Consider the following 17667-nt stretch of genomic DNA (forward strand, 5'->3'; position numbering starts at 1 on the left):
GAATCATTCACACAAATCAGATGTTACTCTGCCCGATGATAAAGCAGCCCGTCGATCAGAAAAGGCAGTGCTTGTTCAATATAAGCTGTAGCAGACAGCTTCTGCTGATTTTGCCATTCTAGCGAAGCTCCGTATAATGACCAGCTTAGCATCGTTGCGATAATATGCTGCCGTTCTTGCTCCATCTCCGGTTGCTGCTGAGCAAGCAGCTGCACAAGGATCGATTGCAGTTCTGCTTTGAGTTTGCGTTCCATATGCGACTGAATCAATTCGTATGTGCGTACTGGCTTCAAGCGAAGCTGCTGATTACTCTGTTGTTGAAAATGAGCAAGCGTCATAAAAATATCAGTCATGCTCTCAACAGTTAATGATGCATGTTGCTGCCATTTGGATCTCACTTCATCAATCAAAAATAACGTGACCGCTTCATCCATCAAATGATATTTATCCAGAAAATGCGTATAAAAGGTCGCACGGTTCACCTCTGCCGCATCGGTAATGTCCTTGATCTTGATTTGTTCAAAATCCTTGCTATAGCTAATCTGCATAAAAGCTTCCAGCAAAGCGCGTCTTGTTTTTACGGCACGTGGATCGGTGCTATTCATATTCGGTTACGTCTCCTTCCGATTTGGGCAACAATATAAGCCAACTGTTGTGTACACAACAAATGCAGCATATTGACGATTGAATGGTTTTACGTCGCTGCATACAATAACTATACAACAGCTGTTGCTTAAGTTAAAACAACAAGCTACCGACAGTTGTATGTCTATTCCATATTGTGAGGAGAAGTAAATGATGAATACAATCACCCCTTCTACTTTTAGTGAACTGATCCGTAAACGGAAGTCGATTCGTCAATTTCAATCGACCCCAGTGCCTGAACACGTACTACATGAAGCGCTGGAAGATGCCCAGTATGCTCCTTCCAATTGCAATACACAACCATGGCATGTGCATATCGTGTCCGGCGCGAAGAAGGATGAATTGAGTCAGGCACTGCTGCACGATGTAGTGCAAGGTCATGCGTCGCCAGATTTTGAATTTGATTTTAATCTGTATCATGGGCGTTATGCGCAGCGGCAAATTGAGCAAGTGACGCTCTTTTATCAATCGTTAGGCATTACTCGCGAAGATCGGGAGCAGCGTCAGCGAGCGCTGACACACAATTTTGAATTTTACGATGCTCCGCATGTTGCCTTTTTGTTTATGCCATCCTTTGGCGACAATGTCCGCGTGGCGTCCGATGTTGGTATGTATGGTCAATCGTTACTGCTGGCATTGGCGGCTCGCGGAATTGGTAGTATCCCGCAAACGTCGATTGCTATGTATGCAGATACGGTACGCCGCGTTCTGAATGTTCCGCAAGAGCTGAAATTGTTGTTCGGTATTTCTTTCGGTTATGCTGATGAAGAGCAACCAGTCAATCAGTCACATATTGGACGCGATCCGGTAAAGGACGCTGTGACGTTCCATTGAACATGGAGCGACTAAACATTTCATCCCAAATATTTACCAGCTAATATCTAACATTGAACATCCGCTATTGAACATTCAATATTGAGCATCCGATATTGGATAGATAATAAGCGAATAGTAGTAACTCTTTAGACAGATGACAGATCGATTTCAGTGAAAAACGACTGTAGGACGCACATCAGCGTCTTACAGTCGTTTTTATTTCCATTATTCAGATCACATTTATTCAGATCACATTCATTTATTCAACCGTATCATCGGGCAATTTCTGCACATTCATGGATACGATACATACGTCATCTTGCTGGCGATGCAGACGGGTTAATTTGGCGAGAAATGCTTCATTATCTTGATACAGCAAGCTTTGTGCATATTGCTCCAGCTCTTCGATGACCGACTTCGGATTGGTTCCCGGACGGGTGATCAGACCATTGGTGTATAGTACAATCCGCGCAGATTCATCGTACTCCACTGTTTGTGTATCGGTGCTCATATCTTGCTTCATACCAATCGGCTCCGTTGTCACAACGAGACGAACCGGGTCTTTTCCTTCCGCCAGCAGTAATCCTTGTGCATGACCGGCGTTGAAGTATTCAATCTGCTGCTTCTCCAGATCAATCATCATATAGATCGCGGTAAAATAAACAGCACGGCGCATCTTACCAAACAGCATGCGCATTTGCCGATTCAGCTCAGCACATACTTCCTTCGGGCGACGATAAATGCCGACAATGCCATCCAACAAGGAGCGGATTGACATGCTAATCAGCGCCGCCGAGATGCCGCTACCAGATACATCGATCAACAGCACACCGTATTGAGTATCACTGAAGCTTTTCCAATAAAACATATCGCCAGACACTTCAGACGATTGAATATAGCTGCTACGAATGTTGATGCCGGGTTCGGTCAATGGCGGCGTCAGTACGCTATTTTGTAAATGACGGGCGAGCTGTAGATCTTTTTGCATACGCGATTCCCATTCTTTGCGCGCATCGGTTTCCGTTTTTAACCGTAGCGCTGACTGTACACGCGCCAGCAATTCGTACTCTGGTCCGCCTTTTTCGATAAAGTCCATACCGCCTGCGTTAAAAGCTTCTTTAAAATGCACCCGATCCGCTGTCAGGAAAATAATCGGCAAGTCTTGATAGACTGGCATCGACTTGATTAATTTACATGCTTCAATGCCGTCTACTTCCGGCATAACAATATCGAGCAGGATCAGATCAATCGAAGCCGGCTTACGTGGTGCCTGACCGTCGTATATGCCGAGTAGCTGGTATGCTTCCTGCGCTGAACCAGCCGTAGTTACATCTTCATAACCGGCAGTTTTGAGTATATTTTCAATAAAAGCAAGGTTTAACTTGGAATCGTCCACTATCAATATGCTACTCATCGGGTATTCCTCCTGAAAATGAAAGGTATACCTCTTTTTTCGTCAAAACGTGCAAAAGATGTAATAGCGATTAAGTTAGCCGTTGAGATATTTTATGTTGATTTACAATTCCATCATACCACGCAGCGAGACAACAGCCGAGCCTGCTATATGAATGATCGCAGAGGAGCCATTCGGTTCGACGGTTGCGTACAATGTGCCACCGCGACAGATTGTATCACCTTGCCGGATTTCAATAGATACGGTGTGCTGCTGATCGATCAGCTTGTTCAAATACAGATATGCCATCAAGGCACCGTTGGCGGAACCAGTTACCGGGTCTTCGGCAATACCGATCGCCGGCGCAAAATCGCGTGTATAGATCTGGCTGTAATTCTCCGCTGTGCTGGTAAACAGATGCGTCGTAATGACACCCAGCTCACGATTGTACTGTGCCAGCTCACTTAGATCAGGCTTCGCTTCATCAATGGATATACGATCCGTTACTGGAACGAGTAAATGCCAATTTCCAGTATACCCAAGCTGAATAGGATGCGTCGTGTCGAGCTGCTGAATCGGAATGCCAATACCGCGGCTGAGTCGCTGCACATCGATCTCGGGCTGGCGAATGGACGGTGCTGCCTGCGTCATTTCCACCTGCGTTACCTGCCCATCGCGCTTGATCCAACGCACCGGAATGATGCCGATATTCGTCTGTAGTGCTACCCCATTGTCCAGTTGTGCCACTCCCGGTTCTGTCGCTAGAATCCAAGCGATCCCTACCGTCGCATGACCACAAAAATCCACTTCATCTGTCGGGGTAAAATAACGCACCCGGTAATCTGCCTGCGCATCTTCTGCCGGCAGCAAAAATACCGTCTCCGACAAATTCAATTCGTTTGCGATCTGCTGCATCTGTTGTTCATTTAAATGAGCACCATCCAATACGACACCGGCTGGATTGCCGCCAAATCTCTCTGTTGTAAAAGCATCTACATGGTATACGCGTATCGGTTTCATCTCTGCCTCTCCTTCAGGTTGTACGATCACTTGCATTTACTAGTTTGCTGTACTTTACCTTTATACATCACAACAGAGTAGCCGTAAAACAGATAAAATCGATAACCATCATCGGCAAATATACCCTTTCGCTCGTACACCGCGTCACTCCAACGATGGTGCTCCACTGCAAAGTTCCATTTCACATTACAAAAAAGCTGACCGCCTGCCATCACGACAGTCAGCCAGCTTCTTCAGCACTCAAATAAAATTCCAGCAAAATCGCTGTCCCTTCCGGGCTGGTGTGTAGCATCACCCGATCCGCGGACACATACATGAGTGCAAACCCTTTGCCAAGTGAACTTTTACTGCTATACCCGGATACAAGAATCGTTTTGGGCAGTTCATGCAGCGGAATACCGGAGCCATGATCCGTAATATAAATCTGCAAACTACCAGACTTGCGAAATACTTCGATTTTGCCCTGCTGCGCGTGTTTGATCAGATTCGTAACACCTTCGGATACAGCAAGCTTGATGCTCATTAACTTTTTGGGAAATTGTTGTCGGTACAGGTCAGGCACTTGATCGACAACGAGTGTGCGGCTTGTCGATACATCTGCACGCGTGCTAATATCCATTCCCGCTACCCGTTCACCCAGCTGACTTTCAATTTCCTGCTGCTGTAGACAGACGTCCATTTTACTATGGGAGAGTGTACGGATCACGTCACGATACGAACGAAGCGTATTATGATGCAGTTCCTCACGGTATTGCAGAGCAGGCGTAATATCGGTCAGCACAACCATCACTCGCGTATGCTCAGGATAGAAATACGCTTCGAAGGTATGCTCATCGCCGGTCAATACTTCATAGAAGCTTTCCGCCATCAACAGTGCCCGTTCAGCTAATCCTTCTGCCGCATGTACAATTGCTTCCGGGATATCCTGTACACCAGCGCCGGACAGCTTGCCGACATCGTCATATTTGAGCAGTCGTGTGCCTCCGGTAATACTAGTCAGCTCTGGACGCATCGTTTCATCGGGACGGATGACATGTTCCAGCTCCGCCGACATCTCTGTATGCTCATAAAAGGTATGCTCACGCAGCCAAGCGATCGTATCGCAACGAATCAACCGAACAAGCTGCGGGTCCAGTTCTTTGCCTGCCATCTGTTCCAGCTGACGCAGAATCTCGTCATCGTTGGCATATTGGCGAAGCAAGTACTCCAGTTGGCTGCACAGATAGATGATCCGTGATTCATAAGGAATATTCCGCCCTTGCAATCCATTTGGAAAGCCTTTGCCATCATATCGTTCGTGATGATGTAGAATCCAGGCAGCTGCTTTTTTGTCGCCGGTAATATTGCCGACGATGTCCGCTCCTTTGGAAGTATGCGATTCGTAAATTTGCTGTTCGCTAAGCGACAATGCTCCACGTTTGGTCAGAATATCGAGCGGTAGCAGCATTTTACCCACATCGTGCAGAGCAGCGATATTCACCAGCTCAGGGCGTTTCTTCTTCGGATACCCAAATTGCTCCAAAATCTGTTCACAAATGATGCCTACATTCCGTCCATGCCCTTCCGCTTGATTAACAAGGCGCAGTTCACCAATTCGGATAAATTCTTCCGTCCCCCGGCGTCGCAATTGAACCTGCTGAATATAGCCGTACGAGAAGAAGACGATCAGTAGCAAGAATAGTAAAATGTACACTGTTTCATACACCATATATCCAAGCGACAGATGATGTAGAAAATGAGGCACAATGACGGTACAGAGTACAACAGGAACTGCTAGTTCTTTCAGTTTGATCATCAGATTGTTGCGTAGCGGAATTCCGCTAATTGTGCGTGATACTCCCGCTGCCAGCGCAATATACAACAGACTGAATACAAATGTGCCGATTGCCACCTGCACATATAGCAGAGCATGAGTGTCGTTGTCGATCCACTCCATCACACGATGCGCGGCGTACAGACAGATCGTCAATTTGCCCTGTGCCGACATAATGCGAAATCCATTCATTTGCCGCAACTGAAATCCGGCTTTGCGCCAGTGGCTGATCAGTGTGCTGAGCGCAATCCCGGCCAGTGCTGCGGTCGGACCATATGCCAGCAGCAAGATGAGATAGCCAGCCAGACTTCCGCTATACTCTTCACCACTGAGCAACCGTACTGGAAACAAATCCAAAATCACAATGAGCAGCAAAATCGGCAGTACACTGGATAACAGCAAATGATTCGTATTCCAGATCATATAAACAAAGCTGCATAAACCAATCAAACTGAGCGGGATGGTATAAAGGTTTTTCTCTCTCACGTCAGCGGAAAGCTTCCTTGCCCAGAATCTCGTCCAGTTGCAGTAGTTCAAATACTTCCATTACTTCCGGCTGGATTCGTTCCAGCCATACCACCCGCTCCTGCTCTTGCAAATCCTGTACCAGCTTGATCAACAAACCAATGCCTGATGAATCTACAAACTGCACTTGCGCCAGGTCGATCACAATTGTCGCATATGACTGCAATGCTGGCTCCAATTGTTCCTCAATCAAATCGCCAGCGTCAATATCGATATCGCCTTCGCAATATACGGTAATCTGCCCTTCTTTTTCTTCCAATTGATATGAAAACATACCGATCACTCCTCATGCCATACAAAATGTTGATCCCGATTCACTCTTGCAAATACATGGTCCCGGTCTTCGACAAACTGATGAATACGTTCACCGATGCGTAACGTTGTGCCTGCAAGTACATGCTTGACACGTACATATCCGCCTTCCGCTACATGCAGCAGCGTTGTACCTGTGCCGGGTGAACCTGCTTCCTCTACGGTCATGCTGTGTCCTGCATAATACGTACCGCCACGTAAAGCGCCACCCGCTTGCAGTCTGCCTTCACAGTGCACATGACTGTTGTAACTGCCTTTCTCGATCACAATATCACCGCCGCAGCGGATCGTACTATTTTGTACAAAATGAAACCGCGAGAAAATCTGCTCCATTGCAGGCAATACGACTACAGAATACAAATACCGTGTACGACGCATAAAGCCTTCCAAATCGTCTGCTGTGCGGAAATGACTAGAACCTTCAGTCAAAAATCCGCGCTGAATTTCTTTGAAATAACGTGTCCAGTCTTCGCTCAATACCGACTTGTATTGCTCGGCAACTTTTTGCATCCGATCCATATGATCATGCATCCAGCGAAAACGCCCTTGAAATAAAACCTGAAACAGTGGCGCTAGACCGACATTGTCCACATCGCTCAGCTTGAACGCGCTTGCGCTGCTAACCTGACGCACCGCTGCTTTTAACAATTCTGTCTGCTCTTCCATATAAGTCAGCATTGGAGCAATCTGTCCGTAAAACAGATACATTTGCCCGACCACGATGCGACTACTGATCACATTGGCATTGACAATCAGCGATTGCCCCGCAATGATCTGCGCCATATTCACATTGCTACGGATATGGATATTGCCTTCCGCTTCCACCTGCATCGTATCTTGTACGGCACCGCTAATCTCTACATCACCGAGAAAATGAATATTGCCTGTTCCCAGATTCACATCGCCGCCGTGCATCAGCTTCGGCACGATGGACAGCTTAATATTATAACCTTGCTTCGTCTGACTCGGCATACCCGCTCGCAGTGCAATCGCACTCAAACGGTCAGCGGATAGCTGTACATCCTTGCCCGGAATAATCTGCACATTGCGTACTGGTGGAGCGGGAACGGTACGACCATAAATATCAATACCATCTGTCCCCGGCTCTGCTGGCAGTACAACACCGATAATATCGCCTTCATCGACCGCTGGAAATTCACGTGTCTCCCGGTAATCAATCGTGCCATCATCGCGCAGCTTCGGTTGAACTTTGCGCGCCTGAGTATCCGTTTTAAACTCAAATGAGCCGTCTGTTCCCGGCACTGGCAGACGACCGCTGGCGATTACAAATATACCTGCTTCTGCCGTTTCGCAAGCCAATTGCAGTGCCTGCTTATCAAGCCCATAGCTAACTTCCAGCTTGTTCAATTGCTCTTGTACCGCTCTTGCCTCGATCGGTAGAAGTGTTTTGTGATTCGTTACACGCAGCATCAATCGCGATTCTGGCGGGCTGTCTAGCAGATAACGCCGAATATGACTGCCCGGCTCCACTTGAAGTCTGACGGTCATTGCATCTGGATCAATCTGAATCTCCCAGACTGGTTCGCGCAGCTCTTCGGTTAATACTACTTCGATCACATCCTGCTCGCTCACCTGTGCAGTCTGACCAGCAAGCAAAGGCTCTCCATTGATCAGAATATCGCCGGATTTGAAGGCATCGAGACGAGGCAATGCTCCGCCGGGAAAGGTTTTCACCTGAATGCGGTTATCGGCTACCCAGACTTTGCCCTGCAATTCGGACGTATCTACTGCAAACGAATGCAAATCTTCCGTTTGTCCTTGCGCAAATGAATCTTCTACTGCTGCGGTATCCGGCTTCCGGTTGCCGATCTTATTTACCTCATCTTCCGTCGGCAACACCGTCTCCTTCATCCGTCCAGTTGTACGCAATTCCGATTCATGCACCACAGAACCCGTAGCCGTCTCAGGGAATATACCATCCGTATCAGATAGTGGCAGCGGACGCTCCAACACTTCTGTACCGGTAGCAGCACGATTGTCTGCTCCCGCATAATTGGGATGGTTATTCGTATTGGAAGGCGTCCCATTGTATTCGCGTACCAGCGTCACCTTGACAACAGCTGGTCTCGCATTGAATCCGAGCACGCCTTTATTTTCTTCATCAATAATCTCAATGCTGACATCCTGCTTGCTTGCTTCCAGCAGCGCCAGTGCGCGGTCTACAGCCTGTTCCACCGTTTTCCCCTTGGAGATTACGCTTCGTTCCATTCGTGTCTCCTCCATTCCATTGCTGTTCTGTCACTCCAGCTCGACAGATACGATACAAATATCATCATCACGCTGGCGATTCAGCCGCTCCAGCTTGCCGACAAAATTCTCATTATCCAAATAGTCCAAACTCTGCGCATATTGCTCCAGCTTGTCGATCCCAAAATGAATCGACGTTCCCGGCTGCTCGACCAGTCCATCGGTATAGAGGATGATACGGCAAGGAGTGTTGTAACGGATATGTGCGGTCTGTATGTTCATGTCTTGCTTAATGCCGACTGGAACGGTCGTTCCGCTGAGCTTGATCGGTGGTTGATCTTTCGTTAGCAGCAATCCCGGCGGATGCCCAGCATTCACATATTCAAGTTCATGCTTGTCCAGATCAATCAGCAGATAGATCGCGGTAAAATAAGCCGACCGCCGATTTTTGCCAAATAACATACGCATCTGCCGATTCAATTCCATACATACTTCTCGCGGCTGACGATACGTACCGACGATGCCGTCCAGCAAGGAGCGAATCGACATGCTGATCAGTGCTGCCGGAATGCCGTGACCGGATACATCGATCAGTAGCACGCCGCATTTGCGATTGTTGAACATTTTCCAATAAAACATATCGCCGGATACTTCAGCAGACTGGATGTAGCGGCTATGGATGGAGATGCCCGGCTCCAGCAGCGGCGGACTGAGTACACTGCGCTGAAGATGCTTGGCAAGCAATAGATCCTTTTGCAATTTTTCTTCCCAATCTTTGCGGTCATCCATTTCCTTTTTCAAGCGTAGCGCGGATTGTACGCGTGCGAGCAGTTCATATTCTGGACCGCCCTTTTCAATAAAATCCATGCCGCCTGCACTGAACGCCTCCTTAAAATGCGCCCGGTCGGCAGTCAGGAAAATAATCGGAATATCCTGATACGTCTCTATGCTCTTGAGTACAGTACATACTTCGATGCCGTCAATCTCCGGCATTACAATATCCAGTAAAATCAAATCCACGGAAGCCTTTTTGCGTGGCGGTTGTCCGTCCACGATGCCCAGCTCCCGGTATGCCTCCTGCGCCGAGTATGCGGCACGCACATCCTTATACCCTGCTTCGTGCAAAGTATTTTGGAGGTACGCCACATTGAGCTTGGAGTCGTCTATAATCAGTATGCTGCTCATCTGGCTTCTCCTCCGCCAATGTCCCGTTTCGTAGTGGACAGCGTATAGTGATATCATATGTTTCGACATTTTGCGGAGGTTATGTAATAGAATTTTAGGGATGTTTGGAAATAATAGTGCTTTTATTGGTAAAAGAAAGGGAATAACAGCAAAAAACCGGAATGTTCAGCGATGATGCAGCTCTGAGTCAGGGCATACATACATCGTGAAACGTCCGGTTTTGAGACAAGGCAATGCTTAAGAGAGCTATATCTGGTTATAGAATGAATCATACACAGTTACATGTGTCAGGCAACAATATCATACAATTACAACTCGAGTACTTGTCGTATCTCCAACCGACGAGCAGTCAGCTTCGGATTATCCGCAAAAAATTGCAGTTTCTTGTCCACGGTAGTCTGCGGTGTACCGGTTGGCAACGGATTGATTACAAAGGTCATCCACGTCTCTGCCATATCCTCGGCTACATTGGTCGCTGCGTAGGATGTGACGAACGTTTTGACGCCACCTTTGTTGCGGTAGAAATTAGCCACTTCCTGCTCGTTGGAGCCTTCATTTGCCGGTGCGTCTTTGCCGTATTTCTGCCAGAACTGTTTGTAATATTTATAGTAATCTGAGGTTGGACTGGCGCAGGAGTACAGATCCATCTTCACCGTTTTGCAGGGCGAGGTGGAGCTTTGTAGTGGTTTATAGGCAGATAACGTAAGAATATGCCCATATTCGTGTACCATTGTATCCTTCATCCAGTCTGCGTCGCTCAACCCGATTAGATTAATGCCCAGAATCCATTTGTTCGGATCATCCGTCGGCTGCACATATGCGGAGAACGGCTCGTTGAGATTGTTGTACACTCTGAACTGAACAATCTTGTTGACGTCCGAACCCGCAATCTCAGCAAACAGATCCCAGATATTCGTCATCTGTACACTCGCTGTACCGTAATATCGAGATGGATACAGTTTGCCTTGATGAACTGGAAACATAATATTTTTGCCAACGGTTTTGTCAACTTGATCTGTCGCTTGCGAATCCGGTTTCGTAGTGGATGAAGCAGATGCTGGAACTGACGCTCCAAGCAGGATCGATAATGTGATCAGCGCCATTACGCAATAGCGCATTGGTAGATGAAGCATGTGGCGATATGAATGGAAGCGTCTAGTTGTGGAATGAGGTTCGGAACTGATGGTGTAGTTGGCTGTAGAATTTGCTGCGCGATTTGTTTTGGATTTTGCTGTGCAATTCATTGTGGAACTTGTTGTTGGTGTTGTGGGATTCGATTCGTAATTACTGTCAAGCGGTTGACGACTTGTTTTCATAAATGGCTGCTCCTATGCTGTGTAATCATTTATTTTATTATAAGCAGGCGGTGTGCTGTTGATGTGTCCTTCTGTGAGTTGTTGGTAGATAGTTATGTATTCGGCAAAAAGATTCGGAGATTGAACAGCGATGCTGTATTGTTGATGCTAGAAGCAGGTAAGGTACTTGTTGTGTTTGTTGTGCTTGTGGTGCTTGTGGTGCTTGTGGTGCTTGTGGTGCTTGTGGTGCTTGTGGTGCTTGTGGTGCTTGTGGTGCTTGTGGTGCTTGTGGTGCTTGTGGTGCTTGTGGTGCTTGTGGTGCTTGTGGTGCTTGTGGTGCTTGTGGTGCTTGTGGTGCTTGTGGTGCTTGTGGTGCTTGTGGTGCTTGTGGTGCTTGTAGTGCTTGTGGTGCTTGTGGTGCTTGTGGTGCTTGTGGTGCTTGTGGTGCTTGTGGTGCTTGTGGTGCTTGTGGTGCTTGTGGTGCTTGTGGTGCTGCTAAATTGTATGTAAAATCTCCGCCCGTTTCAACTATATTTTAACATGGTGAAATCAGTTTGTTAATCGCTACACATCCACTATTGGGCACTCTAGGACTACGTGATATCAAGCAACATACTGCTATCATTAGCGGATATACATAAAACAAAGGACATCTCCAATCCGAAGATGTCCTTGCATAATCTGATTTCGTTGTTACGTCTACATCAAGCCATCCATGATATCCATCCATCAATAATGCTGATATCTAACTCCAACTATTGCTACTTTGCGACCAACTGCTCACGCAGCGCTTCCAATGTAGTCAGCGGCGCGCGGCAGACAAAGCCTTCGCAAATATACGCAGTCGCTCCATCCTTCATTCCCATATCCTGAATATGCGGCAGCAACTCCCGCAAAGATTCGCCTGCTTCGCCGCTGCTGTTAAACAACAATGAAGCAAACGGACGATACGTCTTTTGCGCTTCCGCAATCATATGCTGGTAATCGATATCTTCGATTTTACCAGCCAGTACAATCTCCTCTGTGCCATGCAGCAGTTGCATACCAGCTAACAATAGCATCGAATATCCAGCCGGATACTGCTCTACCGTACCTGCAAAAGCATCCAAAATCTGCTCCGCATATCCACGCAATTGCTCATCGCCAGTTACCGCAGACAGTCGCGCCAATGTCCAGGCAGCTACCGCATTGCCAGACGGAATCGCGCCATCGTAAATTTCTTTTGTCCGACTGAGCAATTTCTCACCTTCACTGCCTGAAAAGTAAAAGCCTTGCTGCTCCTCGTCCCAAAACAACGCCAGCAATTGCTCCTTGAGTGTCATTGCGCGCTGCAAATGGATCGCTTCTCCGGTCGCTTCGTACAATTCCTGCAAGCCCCAGATCAGATATACATAATCGTCCAGATATGCCTGGTAAGCGACATGTTCATCCCGGTATCGGGACATCAAACGTCCATCTTTGCGGAACATATTGTTCCAGATAAAATCAACAGCACGCCGAGCAGCATTGGCATATTCGGGCTTTTGCAGTGTTTTGCTAGCACGAGATAGTGCCGCAATCATCATACCGTTCCATGAAACGAGTACTTTGTCATCTTTAAACGGATGGATACGTTGCTCGCGGTAAGCAAATAGCTTTTGCCGCGCTTCTTCCAGATCGGTGCGTAACGCCAATTCATTCAGATCACGCTGCTCTGCAATCTCTGCGGTGGAGGAAGAGATCAGGTTCGGAATATTGGCACCTTCAAAATTGCCCTCTGGCGTAATATCGTACACATTGCAATACGTGTGCATATGTTCCAAACCGAGCACTTCCTCAATCTCATCCCGGTGGAACACATAAAACTTGCCTTCCTCGCCCTCCGAATCCGCATCCTCCGCCGAATAAAATGCTCCTTCCGGCGACGTCATATCCCGTAGCACATACGTAAAGACCGATTCTGCAATACGCGCATACTCCTCTTCCCCTGTCAGCCGATAGGCATCCAGATAAGCGATGGATAATAGCGCGTTGTCATACAACATTTTCTCAAAATGCGGCACCAGCCACTTCTCATCAGTCGAATAGCGGGCAAAGCCGAAGCCGATATGGTCGTAAATGCCGCCGCGATACATATTATCCAGCGTCCTCCTCACCATATCCAACGCCTGCGGTTCGTTGTAGGTATGAGAATAGGCACTGAGAAACATCAAATGATGCGGTGTCGGGAACTTCGGCGCTCCGCCAAATCCACCATACACATCGTCAAACGAACTCACAAATGTCTGATACCCACGATGAATCAATTCTTCACTAAACTCTCCAGGCTGCGCTTCGCTTTTGTGCTCTGCCATTCGTGCGACGATGGCGTTACCTGTTTCCAGCATACGCTCGTTCTCATGCTCCCATTTGTCATGAATCTGAGTGAGCATGTCGATCATGCCGATGCGACCATATTTCGTCTGTTTCGGGAAATAGGTTCCTGCATAAAACGGCTTTTGGTCAGGCGTCAGCAACACGGTGAGCGGCCACCCGCCCTGTCCGGTGAGAGCCTGGCAGTAGGACATGTACAGATTGTCGATGTCTGGTCGTTCCTCACGGTCTACCTTGACCGGGATGTAATGTTCGTTCAGCAGCGCAGCAACTTCTTCGTCCTCAAAGCTCTCGCGCTCCATAACGTGACACCAATGGCAAGTGGATGTAATCCTCCGCTAGGAATAACCGACAGACAGGAATACTGGCTTGCCCTCTCGTTTGGCTTTGGTGAATGCTTCGGTTCCCCATGCCATCCAGTTGACTGGGTTATGAGCGTGCTGTAGGAGATAGGGGGATTTTTCGTGGATCAGGTTGTTGGTGTGTTTGGGATTGCCTTCGACGAATTCGCGCATGTGTGATTCCTCCTTGGGGTTGTTATTGATAATATAACCGAATGTGGAGGGAAAGAAAAAAGAACCTTCGCGGATGAGGACATCTATCCTACCAGTTTATATTTATTAGCTTTCGAACCTATCTCAGTTTTACTAACATCTCTTAAATTAAACACTAAACTTTATCTTCATATATTAAATTTAAAAACACTATCAACTTAACTTTTTCAGATTGTTTAATTATATTAGTAGATTTATTCATACCACTATTTCAAAAAGGCTACCTAATTGATTAGGTAGCCTTTTTTATAATTTTGTTAATTAGATACGAGAATGAATTGTGCTAAATATATAAATTCAATTCAAAAAAAAGTATCAAATGGTAAATCAAACATTTCTAATTCATTCTCTACAACCTTCATTATACTCGCCACTACAATATAACGACCATTTTTAGAAATAATAATTCGAATACTTTCAGGTAGTATATGTTCTCCTAGTTTCTGTTGTATATAATTAATATCTTTTTCCTGAGCTTTTTCTAATTTTACATCTGAAAGATAACGAGGTAATTCTATATAATCTACATCCAAAAACATAACATCAATATTAGTTGTGTTGTTGTCATCTTTGATACTTCTTAGTAGAAGTTGTCCATGACTAATAGTGTAATACCATAATTTGAATTTTCTATCGCCAAAAGATTTCACTATTGCTAATCCTCCTCTTTTTAATCAAATGGAGCAGACCATGGATTATCTATACCAGTAAGATTAAATTTAATTTCTTCATTTGTATCATTCAACTTATTTGTCACTATAGATTTCCAATTCTCGTCAGGGAAGTTTTTCCATGTTTTAGCTTGTTGATTTGCTGCAAAACTGTCCAAATGTTCTGAGAGGCCTAAAGTAAATTTTTCAGAACTGTTTACACCTTTTTGAACTACAGAAGCTACGCCTTTAGTAACAGCTTTGCTACCAATTCCTACTCCACCTGTTGCTACAGAGTCAAAAACAAATCCAGTCCATGTATTGTCTATATGAACTCCACCATTCCCAGTGCTATATGGAGTCGACTTTCCTGTAGTATAGTTCATTTTATTTACAACTTCGTAATCACCACTTGAAAAACGTATTTCTACAGCCTTATTGTGTGCCGCTTGCATTCCAGCAACGTCACCACGTTTTTTTGCATTATCAAACTCTTTAGTCGCTTGTTTGACTTTATTTTGAGAGGCAGCATTTAAGTTGGAATCATCCGCTATCCAGTGCCCAGTTGGATCCACATAAACCATTGGATTGTTATGCACGCATGAATACCCATTCATATTGAGTGGACTATTCATTTGTCTTTCATAACTATCCTCATTTAAGAATGGTTCTAGACTTGGATCGTAGTACCTGGCTTTCAAATAACACAGACTTATATCAGCATCATACGTCTCGCTAGCATATTTAAAATCATTAGCTATCGTGTCTTTCTGCTGCGTTAGATTGCCCAACTCATCATACTGATAATTATTCACGATAATACCATATGTAGTAATGAACTGTACGGCATCACGATAATCATTGTACAGATAATAATAATCTGTCTTCACTAGTATTCGATACGGATGTCAGCGCATTTTGTAAATCATAATACAGCTGTATTACATCTCCTATCTACATAAATTCCTTTAATCAATTAAAAAGTATATATTGCTTTAGCTGCGAATCGAAATCTATAGTATACATTCTTCGGATCAATAAATTTAATATCCAACCTACTACATATAAAACTATCCAATCCACAAAGTAGTATGCTCTGTTTTAAATGCTGTTGGTAACTCTCTCATAAGCAAGTTGATTCTGGAAACTATATAATTCAGGTCATTGTTCTGTAAATTAGATTCCGCCCAATTTCTTAATTGTTCTAATTCATGAAGCGTAGACGATAAATGCTCATTTTTTAGATCTATACCATTTTTGATTTCAGTAATTCCCAATTCATCAATTGCAACTTGCCAAAACTTTATAAAAAACTTTTCTCTTGCAATTGGTATTTCAAAACCCAGTTCAAACGAATCATCTTCTTCATTTATTCTAAATGCACTGACCGATACTACAAATCTCCAAACTGAGTTAAACAAGTATAGCTCGGATATTTCATTTCAAGTTGTAGATCTTGTTATACTCGCATTTTATACCAGAAATGATGGTACTCAAAATTCTGATTAATTAATATTTTTCAACAAATAGATTTAATTGTTCGATAAATGGGATTAATGCATCCATTGATTTTGAAGTATGAACTCCCATTAGATAATCATACCCAATGAAAATCTTCATTCTTCTAGGATAAAAGATATCAGAACCAATATCTTCACGTAGTAACAATCTGCAAAAAGAATCTACTTGCCCTATATATAGCTTATCGCCGTCTTTGACCTGATTGTACATTTCTATTATATCTTGAGAATAGAGTTCGCAATCTTCTCTCATCTCTACAAATCTTTCGCATGAAAAACTTCGTAAAATATTATTGACTGACAAGAAAGGAATATGCAAATACTCCATTGACATAATTATAGCTTTAATATAACTATCTTCACTTTTCTTATAGCTCTCAGTTGTCAATAATTCATTTTCGAATGACTTACCGATATCACTGATTGAAGTCCAATCTTTCTTTAAATACATTCTTTTTTCATCGCGCAAATTTGGATTGTATTTTGTAATTTCGTATTTATACAAATGAATCACCTATCCGATTTGAGATAATATCCTACATCCCCATTTTATTTCCATTACCAATATCTTGACTTATATAAGTTTTATTTTTTTGTTGCAGAATATCTTTTATCTGTTTTTGAAAATGTAATTAGTCGGTTCGGCTTGTCATAGATATACGTAGAGGTTTGTGCTGCCGCATTCTGTACTTGCTCGGTGACTGCTATGATATTACATTTATTATCATACTGATAGCCGTAGACGGACAACACGGTATCGCCCTTAGTGTTGGTCAGACTGCTTAGGCAATTCAGTGGATCATAGCTCATGCTTTCTTGTAACTTGCTGCCATCCGACAAAGTCGGGAAGGTGATTTGTTGTACCTGACCGAGTGGAGTGTATGTATATCGTACATTGGCCGTATTCGCTGTGTTCCGGCTTTGTACACCGTTAGTCTGTACTTGCATCAGGCAAGATTTATCGTAACCATAGTTGGTAAAAAAGCTGGTACCATTCAGTATATTCTTTTGATTCGCGATGCGATCCAGTTTATCGATCGTGCTGGTCTGCGTCGCGACTTTGGCATCGTTGATATACAGCTCATAACGATCCGTCAGTGGATTGCCGTCGGCGCTATAGATGCTTTTCGTTTCCAATGTACCGCTCCATCAGCGAGTTGCTGCTGTACGCTTTGAGGTAGGCACTCGTTTATTGCCCGTGCTCATCGTATGTGTATTTCGCTGTTGTTTCATTGCGGTCGATGAGTTGTTCGGTTCATTCGCGTTGGTTACAGATTGATTGAAATAAACATGAGACTTAGGTTTCTTCAAGAAATTCCACTCTAGTAAAGGGTATTTTGTTATGAGCACTTGAGCAAAATATAAATATCTCCAGCCCA

15 protein-coding genes and 1 pseudogene are annotated in these 17667 nt (G+C 44.9%); 2 read left to right on the forward strand and 14 right to left on the reverse strand.

What is annotated here, in order from left to right:
• Window positions 1–23 precede the first annotated feature (23 nt).
• A complete protein-coding gene (locus tag ACDE64_RS13665; protein WP_411347169.1) occupies window positions 24–605 on the reverse strand; it encodes a TetR/AcrR family transcriptional regulator in 582 nt (193 codons plus the stop codon).
• Window positions 606–795: 190 nt separating this feature from the next.
• Here ACDE64_RS13665 and ACDE64_RS13670 point away from each other — a divergent pair, with 190 nt between their 5' ends.
• The gene (locus tag ACDE64_RS13670) at window positions 796–1479 is read left to right on the forward strand and encodes a nitroreductase (RefSeq protein WP_411347170.1); all 684 of its coding nucleotides are present in this window, start codon (window positions 796–798) and stop codon (window positions 1477–1479) included.
• 241 nt (window positions 1480–1720) lie between these two features.
• Here ACDE64_RS13670 and ACDE64_RS13675 read toward each other — a convergent pair whose 3' ends face one another.
• The 7 genes from ACDE64_RS13675 to ACDE64_RS13705 form a co-directional block, all read right to left on the reverse strand.
• On the reverse strand, window positions 1721–2875 hold the full coding sequence (locus ACDE64_RS13675) for a PP2C family protein-serine/threonine phosphatase (protein WP_411347171.1): 1155 nt from the start codon (window positions 2873–2875) through the stop codon (window positions 1721–1723).
• Between the two features lie 102 nt (window positions 2876–2977).
• Window positions 2978–3874: a PhzF family phenazine biosynthesis protein gene (locus ACDE64_RS13680; protein ID WP_411347172.1), complete on the reverse strand. Its 897-nt coding sequence runs from the start codon at window positions 3872–3874 to the stop codon at window positions 2978–2980.
• A gap of 220 nt (window positions 3875–4094) precedes the next feature.
• Entirely contained in the window at window positions 4095–6173 is a 2079-nt protein-coding gene (locus tag ACDE64_RS13685) for an HD domain-containing phosphohydrolase (protein ID WP_411342682.1), read from the reverse strand.
• 1 nt (window position 6174) lies between these two features.
• The gene (locus tag ACDE64_RS13690; RefSeq protein ID WP_411342683.1) at window positions 6175–6486 is read right to left on the reverse strand and encodes an STAS domain-containing protein; all 312 of its coding nucleotides are present in this window, start codon (window positions 6484–6486) and stop codon (window positions 6175–6177) included.
• A gap of 5 nt (window positions 6487–6491) precedes the next feature.
• Window positions 6492–8753 (reverse strand): flagellar assembly protein A, encoded by a 2262-nt coding sequence (locus tag ACDE64_RS13695; protein WP_411347173.1) that lies wholly within the window; start codon window positions 8751–8753, stop codon window positions 6492–6494.
• A gap of 30 nt (window positions 8754–8783) precedes the next feature.
• Window positions 8784–9917, reverse strand: coding sequence for a PP2C family protein-serine/threonine phosphatase (locus ACDE64_RS13700; protein WP_411342685.1), 1134 nt, complete (start codon window positions 9915–9917; stop codon window positions 8784–8786).
• 308 nt (window positions 9918–10225) lie between these two features.
• Entirely contained in the window at window positions 10226–11233 is a 1008-nt protein-coding gene (locus ACDE64_RS13705) for a hypothetical protein (RefSeq protein ID WP_411347174.1), read from the reverse strand.
• 120 nt (window positions 11234–11353) lie between these two features.
• Between ACDE64_RS13705 and ACDE64_RS13710 the strand changes: the two genes are divergently transcribed.
• A complete protein-coding gene (locus tag ACDE64_RS13710) occupies window positions 11354–11722 on the forward strand; it encodes a hypothetical protein (protein WP_411347175.1) in 369 nt (122 codons plus the stop codon).
• 251 nt (window positions 11723–11973) lie between these two features.
• Here the strand turns inward: ACDE64_RS13710 and ACDE64_RS13715 are convergent.
• The 6 genes and pseudogenes from ACDE64_RS13715 to ACDE64_RS13740 form a co-directional block, all read right to left on the reverse strand.
• Window positions 11974–14079, reverse strand: a pseudogene (locus ACDE64_RS13715) (thioredoxin domain-containing protein).
• 341 nt (window positions 14080–14420) lie between these two features.
• Window positions 14421–14768 (reverse strand): hypothetical protein, encoded by a 348-nt coding sequence (locus ACDE64_RS13720; protein WP_411347176.1) that lies wholly within the window; start codon window positions 14766–14768, stop codon window positions 14421–14423.
• 20 nt (window positions 14769–14788) lie between these two features.
• Entirely contained in the window at window positions 14789–15583 is a 795-nt protein-coding gene (locus ACDE64_RS13725; RefSeq protein WP_411347177.1) for an RHS repeat-associated core domain-containing protein, read from the reverse strand.
• 255 nt (window positions 15584–15838) lie between these two features.
• Complete coding sequence (locus tag ACDE64_RS13730) at window positions 15839–16189, reverse strand: hypothetical protein (protein ID WP_411347178.1); 351 nt, start codon at window positions 16187–16189, stop codon at window positions 15839–15841.
• A gap of 88 nt (window positions 16190–16277) precedes the next feature.
• Window positions 16278–16793 (reverse strand): hypothetical protein, encoded by a 516-nt coding sequence (locus ACDE64_RS13735; protein WP_411347179.1) that lies wholly within the window; start codon window positions 16791–16793, stop codon window positions 16278–16280.
• An 80-nt stretch (window positions 16794–16873) separates the two neighbouring features.
• Window positions 16874–17425: a hypothetical protein gene (locus tag ACDE64_RS13740; RefSeq protein ID WP_411347180.1), complete on the reverse strand. Its 552-nt coding sequence runs from the start codon at window positions 17423–17425 to the stop codon at window positions 16874–16876.
• Window positions 17426–17667 lie beyond the last annotated feature (242 nt).

Origin of the sequence: Paenibacillus sp. WLX2291, assembly GCF_046603665.1 — a bacterium.
Taxonomy (GTDB): domain Bacteria; phylum Bacillota; class Bacilli; order Paenibacillales; family Paenibacillaceae; genus Saccharibacillus.

What these genes read in the sequence shown, in the direction of transcription:
- ACDE64_RS13670 (WP_411347170.1), top strand. Translation starts at nt 796, where the DNA reads ATGATGAATACAATCACCCCTTCTACTTTTAGTGAACTGATCCGTAAA.
- ACDE64_RS13680 (WP_411347172.1), bottom strand. Translation starts at nt 3,874, where the DNA reads ATGAAACCGATACGCGTATACCATGTAGATGCTTTTACAACAGAGAGA.
- ACDE64_RS13690 (WP_411342683.1), bottom strand. Translation starts at nt 6,486, where the DNA reads ATGTTTTCATATCAATTGGAAGAAAAAGAAGGGCAGATTACCGTATAT.
- ACDE64_RS13700 (WP_411342685.1), bottom strand. Translation starts at nt 9,917, where the DNA reads ATGAGCAGCATACTGATTATAGACGACTCCAAGCTCAATGTGGCGTAC.
- ACDE64_RS13705 (WP_411347174.1), bottom strand. Translation starts at nt 11,233, where the DNA reads ATGAAAACAAGTCGTCAACCGCTTGACAGTAATTACGAATCGAATCCC.
- ACDE64_RS13665 (WP_411347169.1), bottom strand. Translation starts at nt 605, where the DNA reads ATGAATAGCACCGATCCACGTGCCGTAAAAACAAGACGCGCTTTGCTG.
- ACDE64_RS13675 (WP_411347171.1), bottom strand. Translation starts at nt 2,875, where the DNA reads ATGAGTAGCATATTGATAGTGGACGATTCCAAGTTAAACCTTGCTTTT.
- ACDE64_RS13695 (WP_411347173.1), bottom strand. Translation starts at nt 8,753, where the DNA reads ATGGAACGAAGCGTAATCTCCAAGGGGAAAACGGTGGAACAGGCTGTA.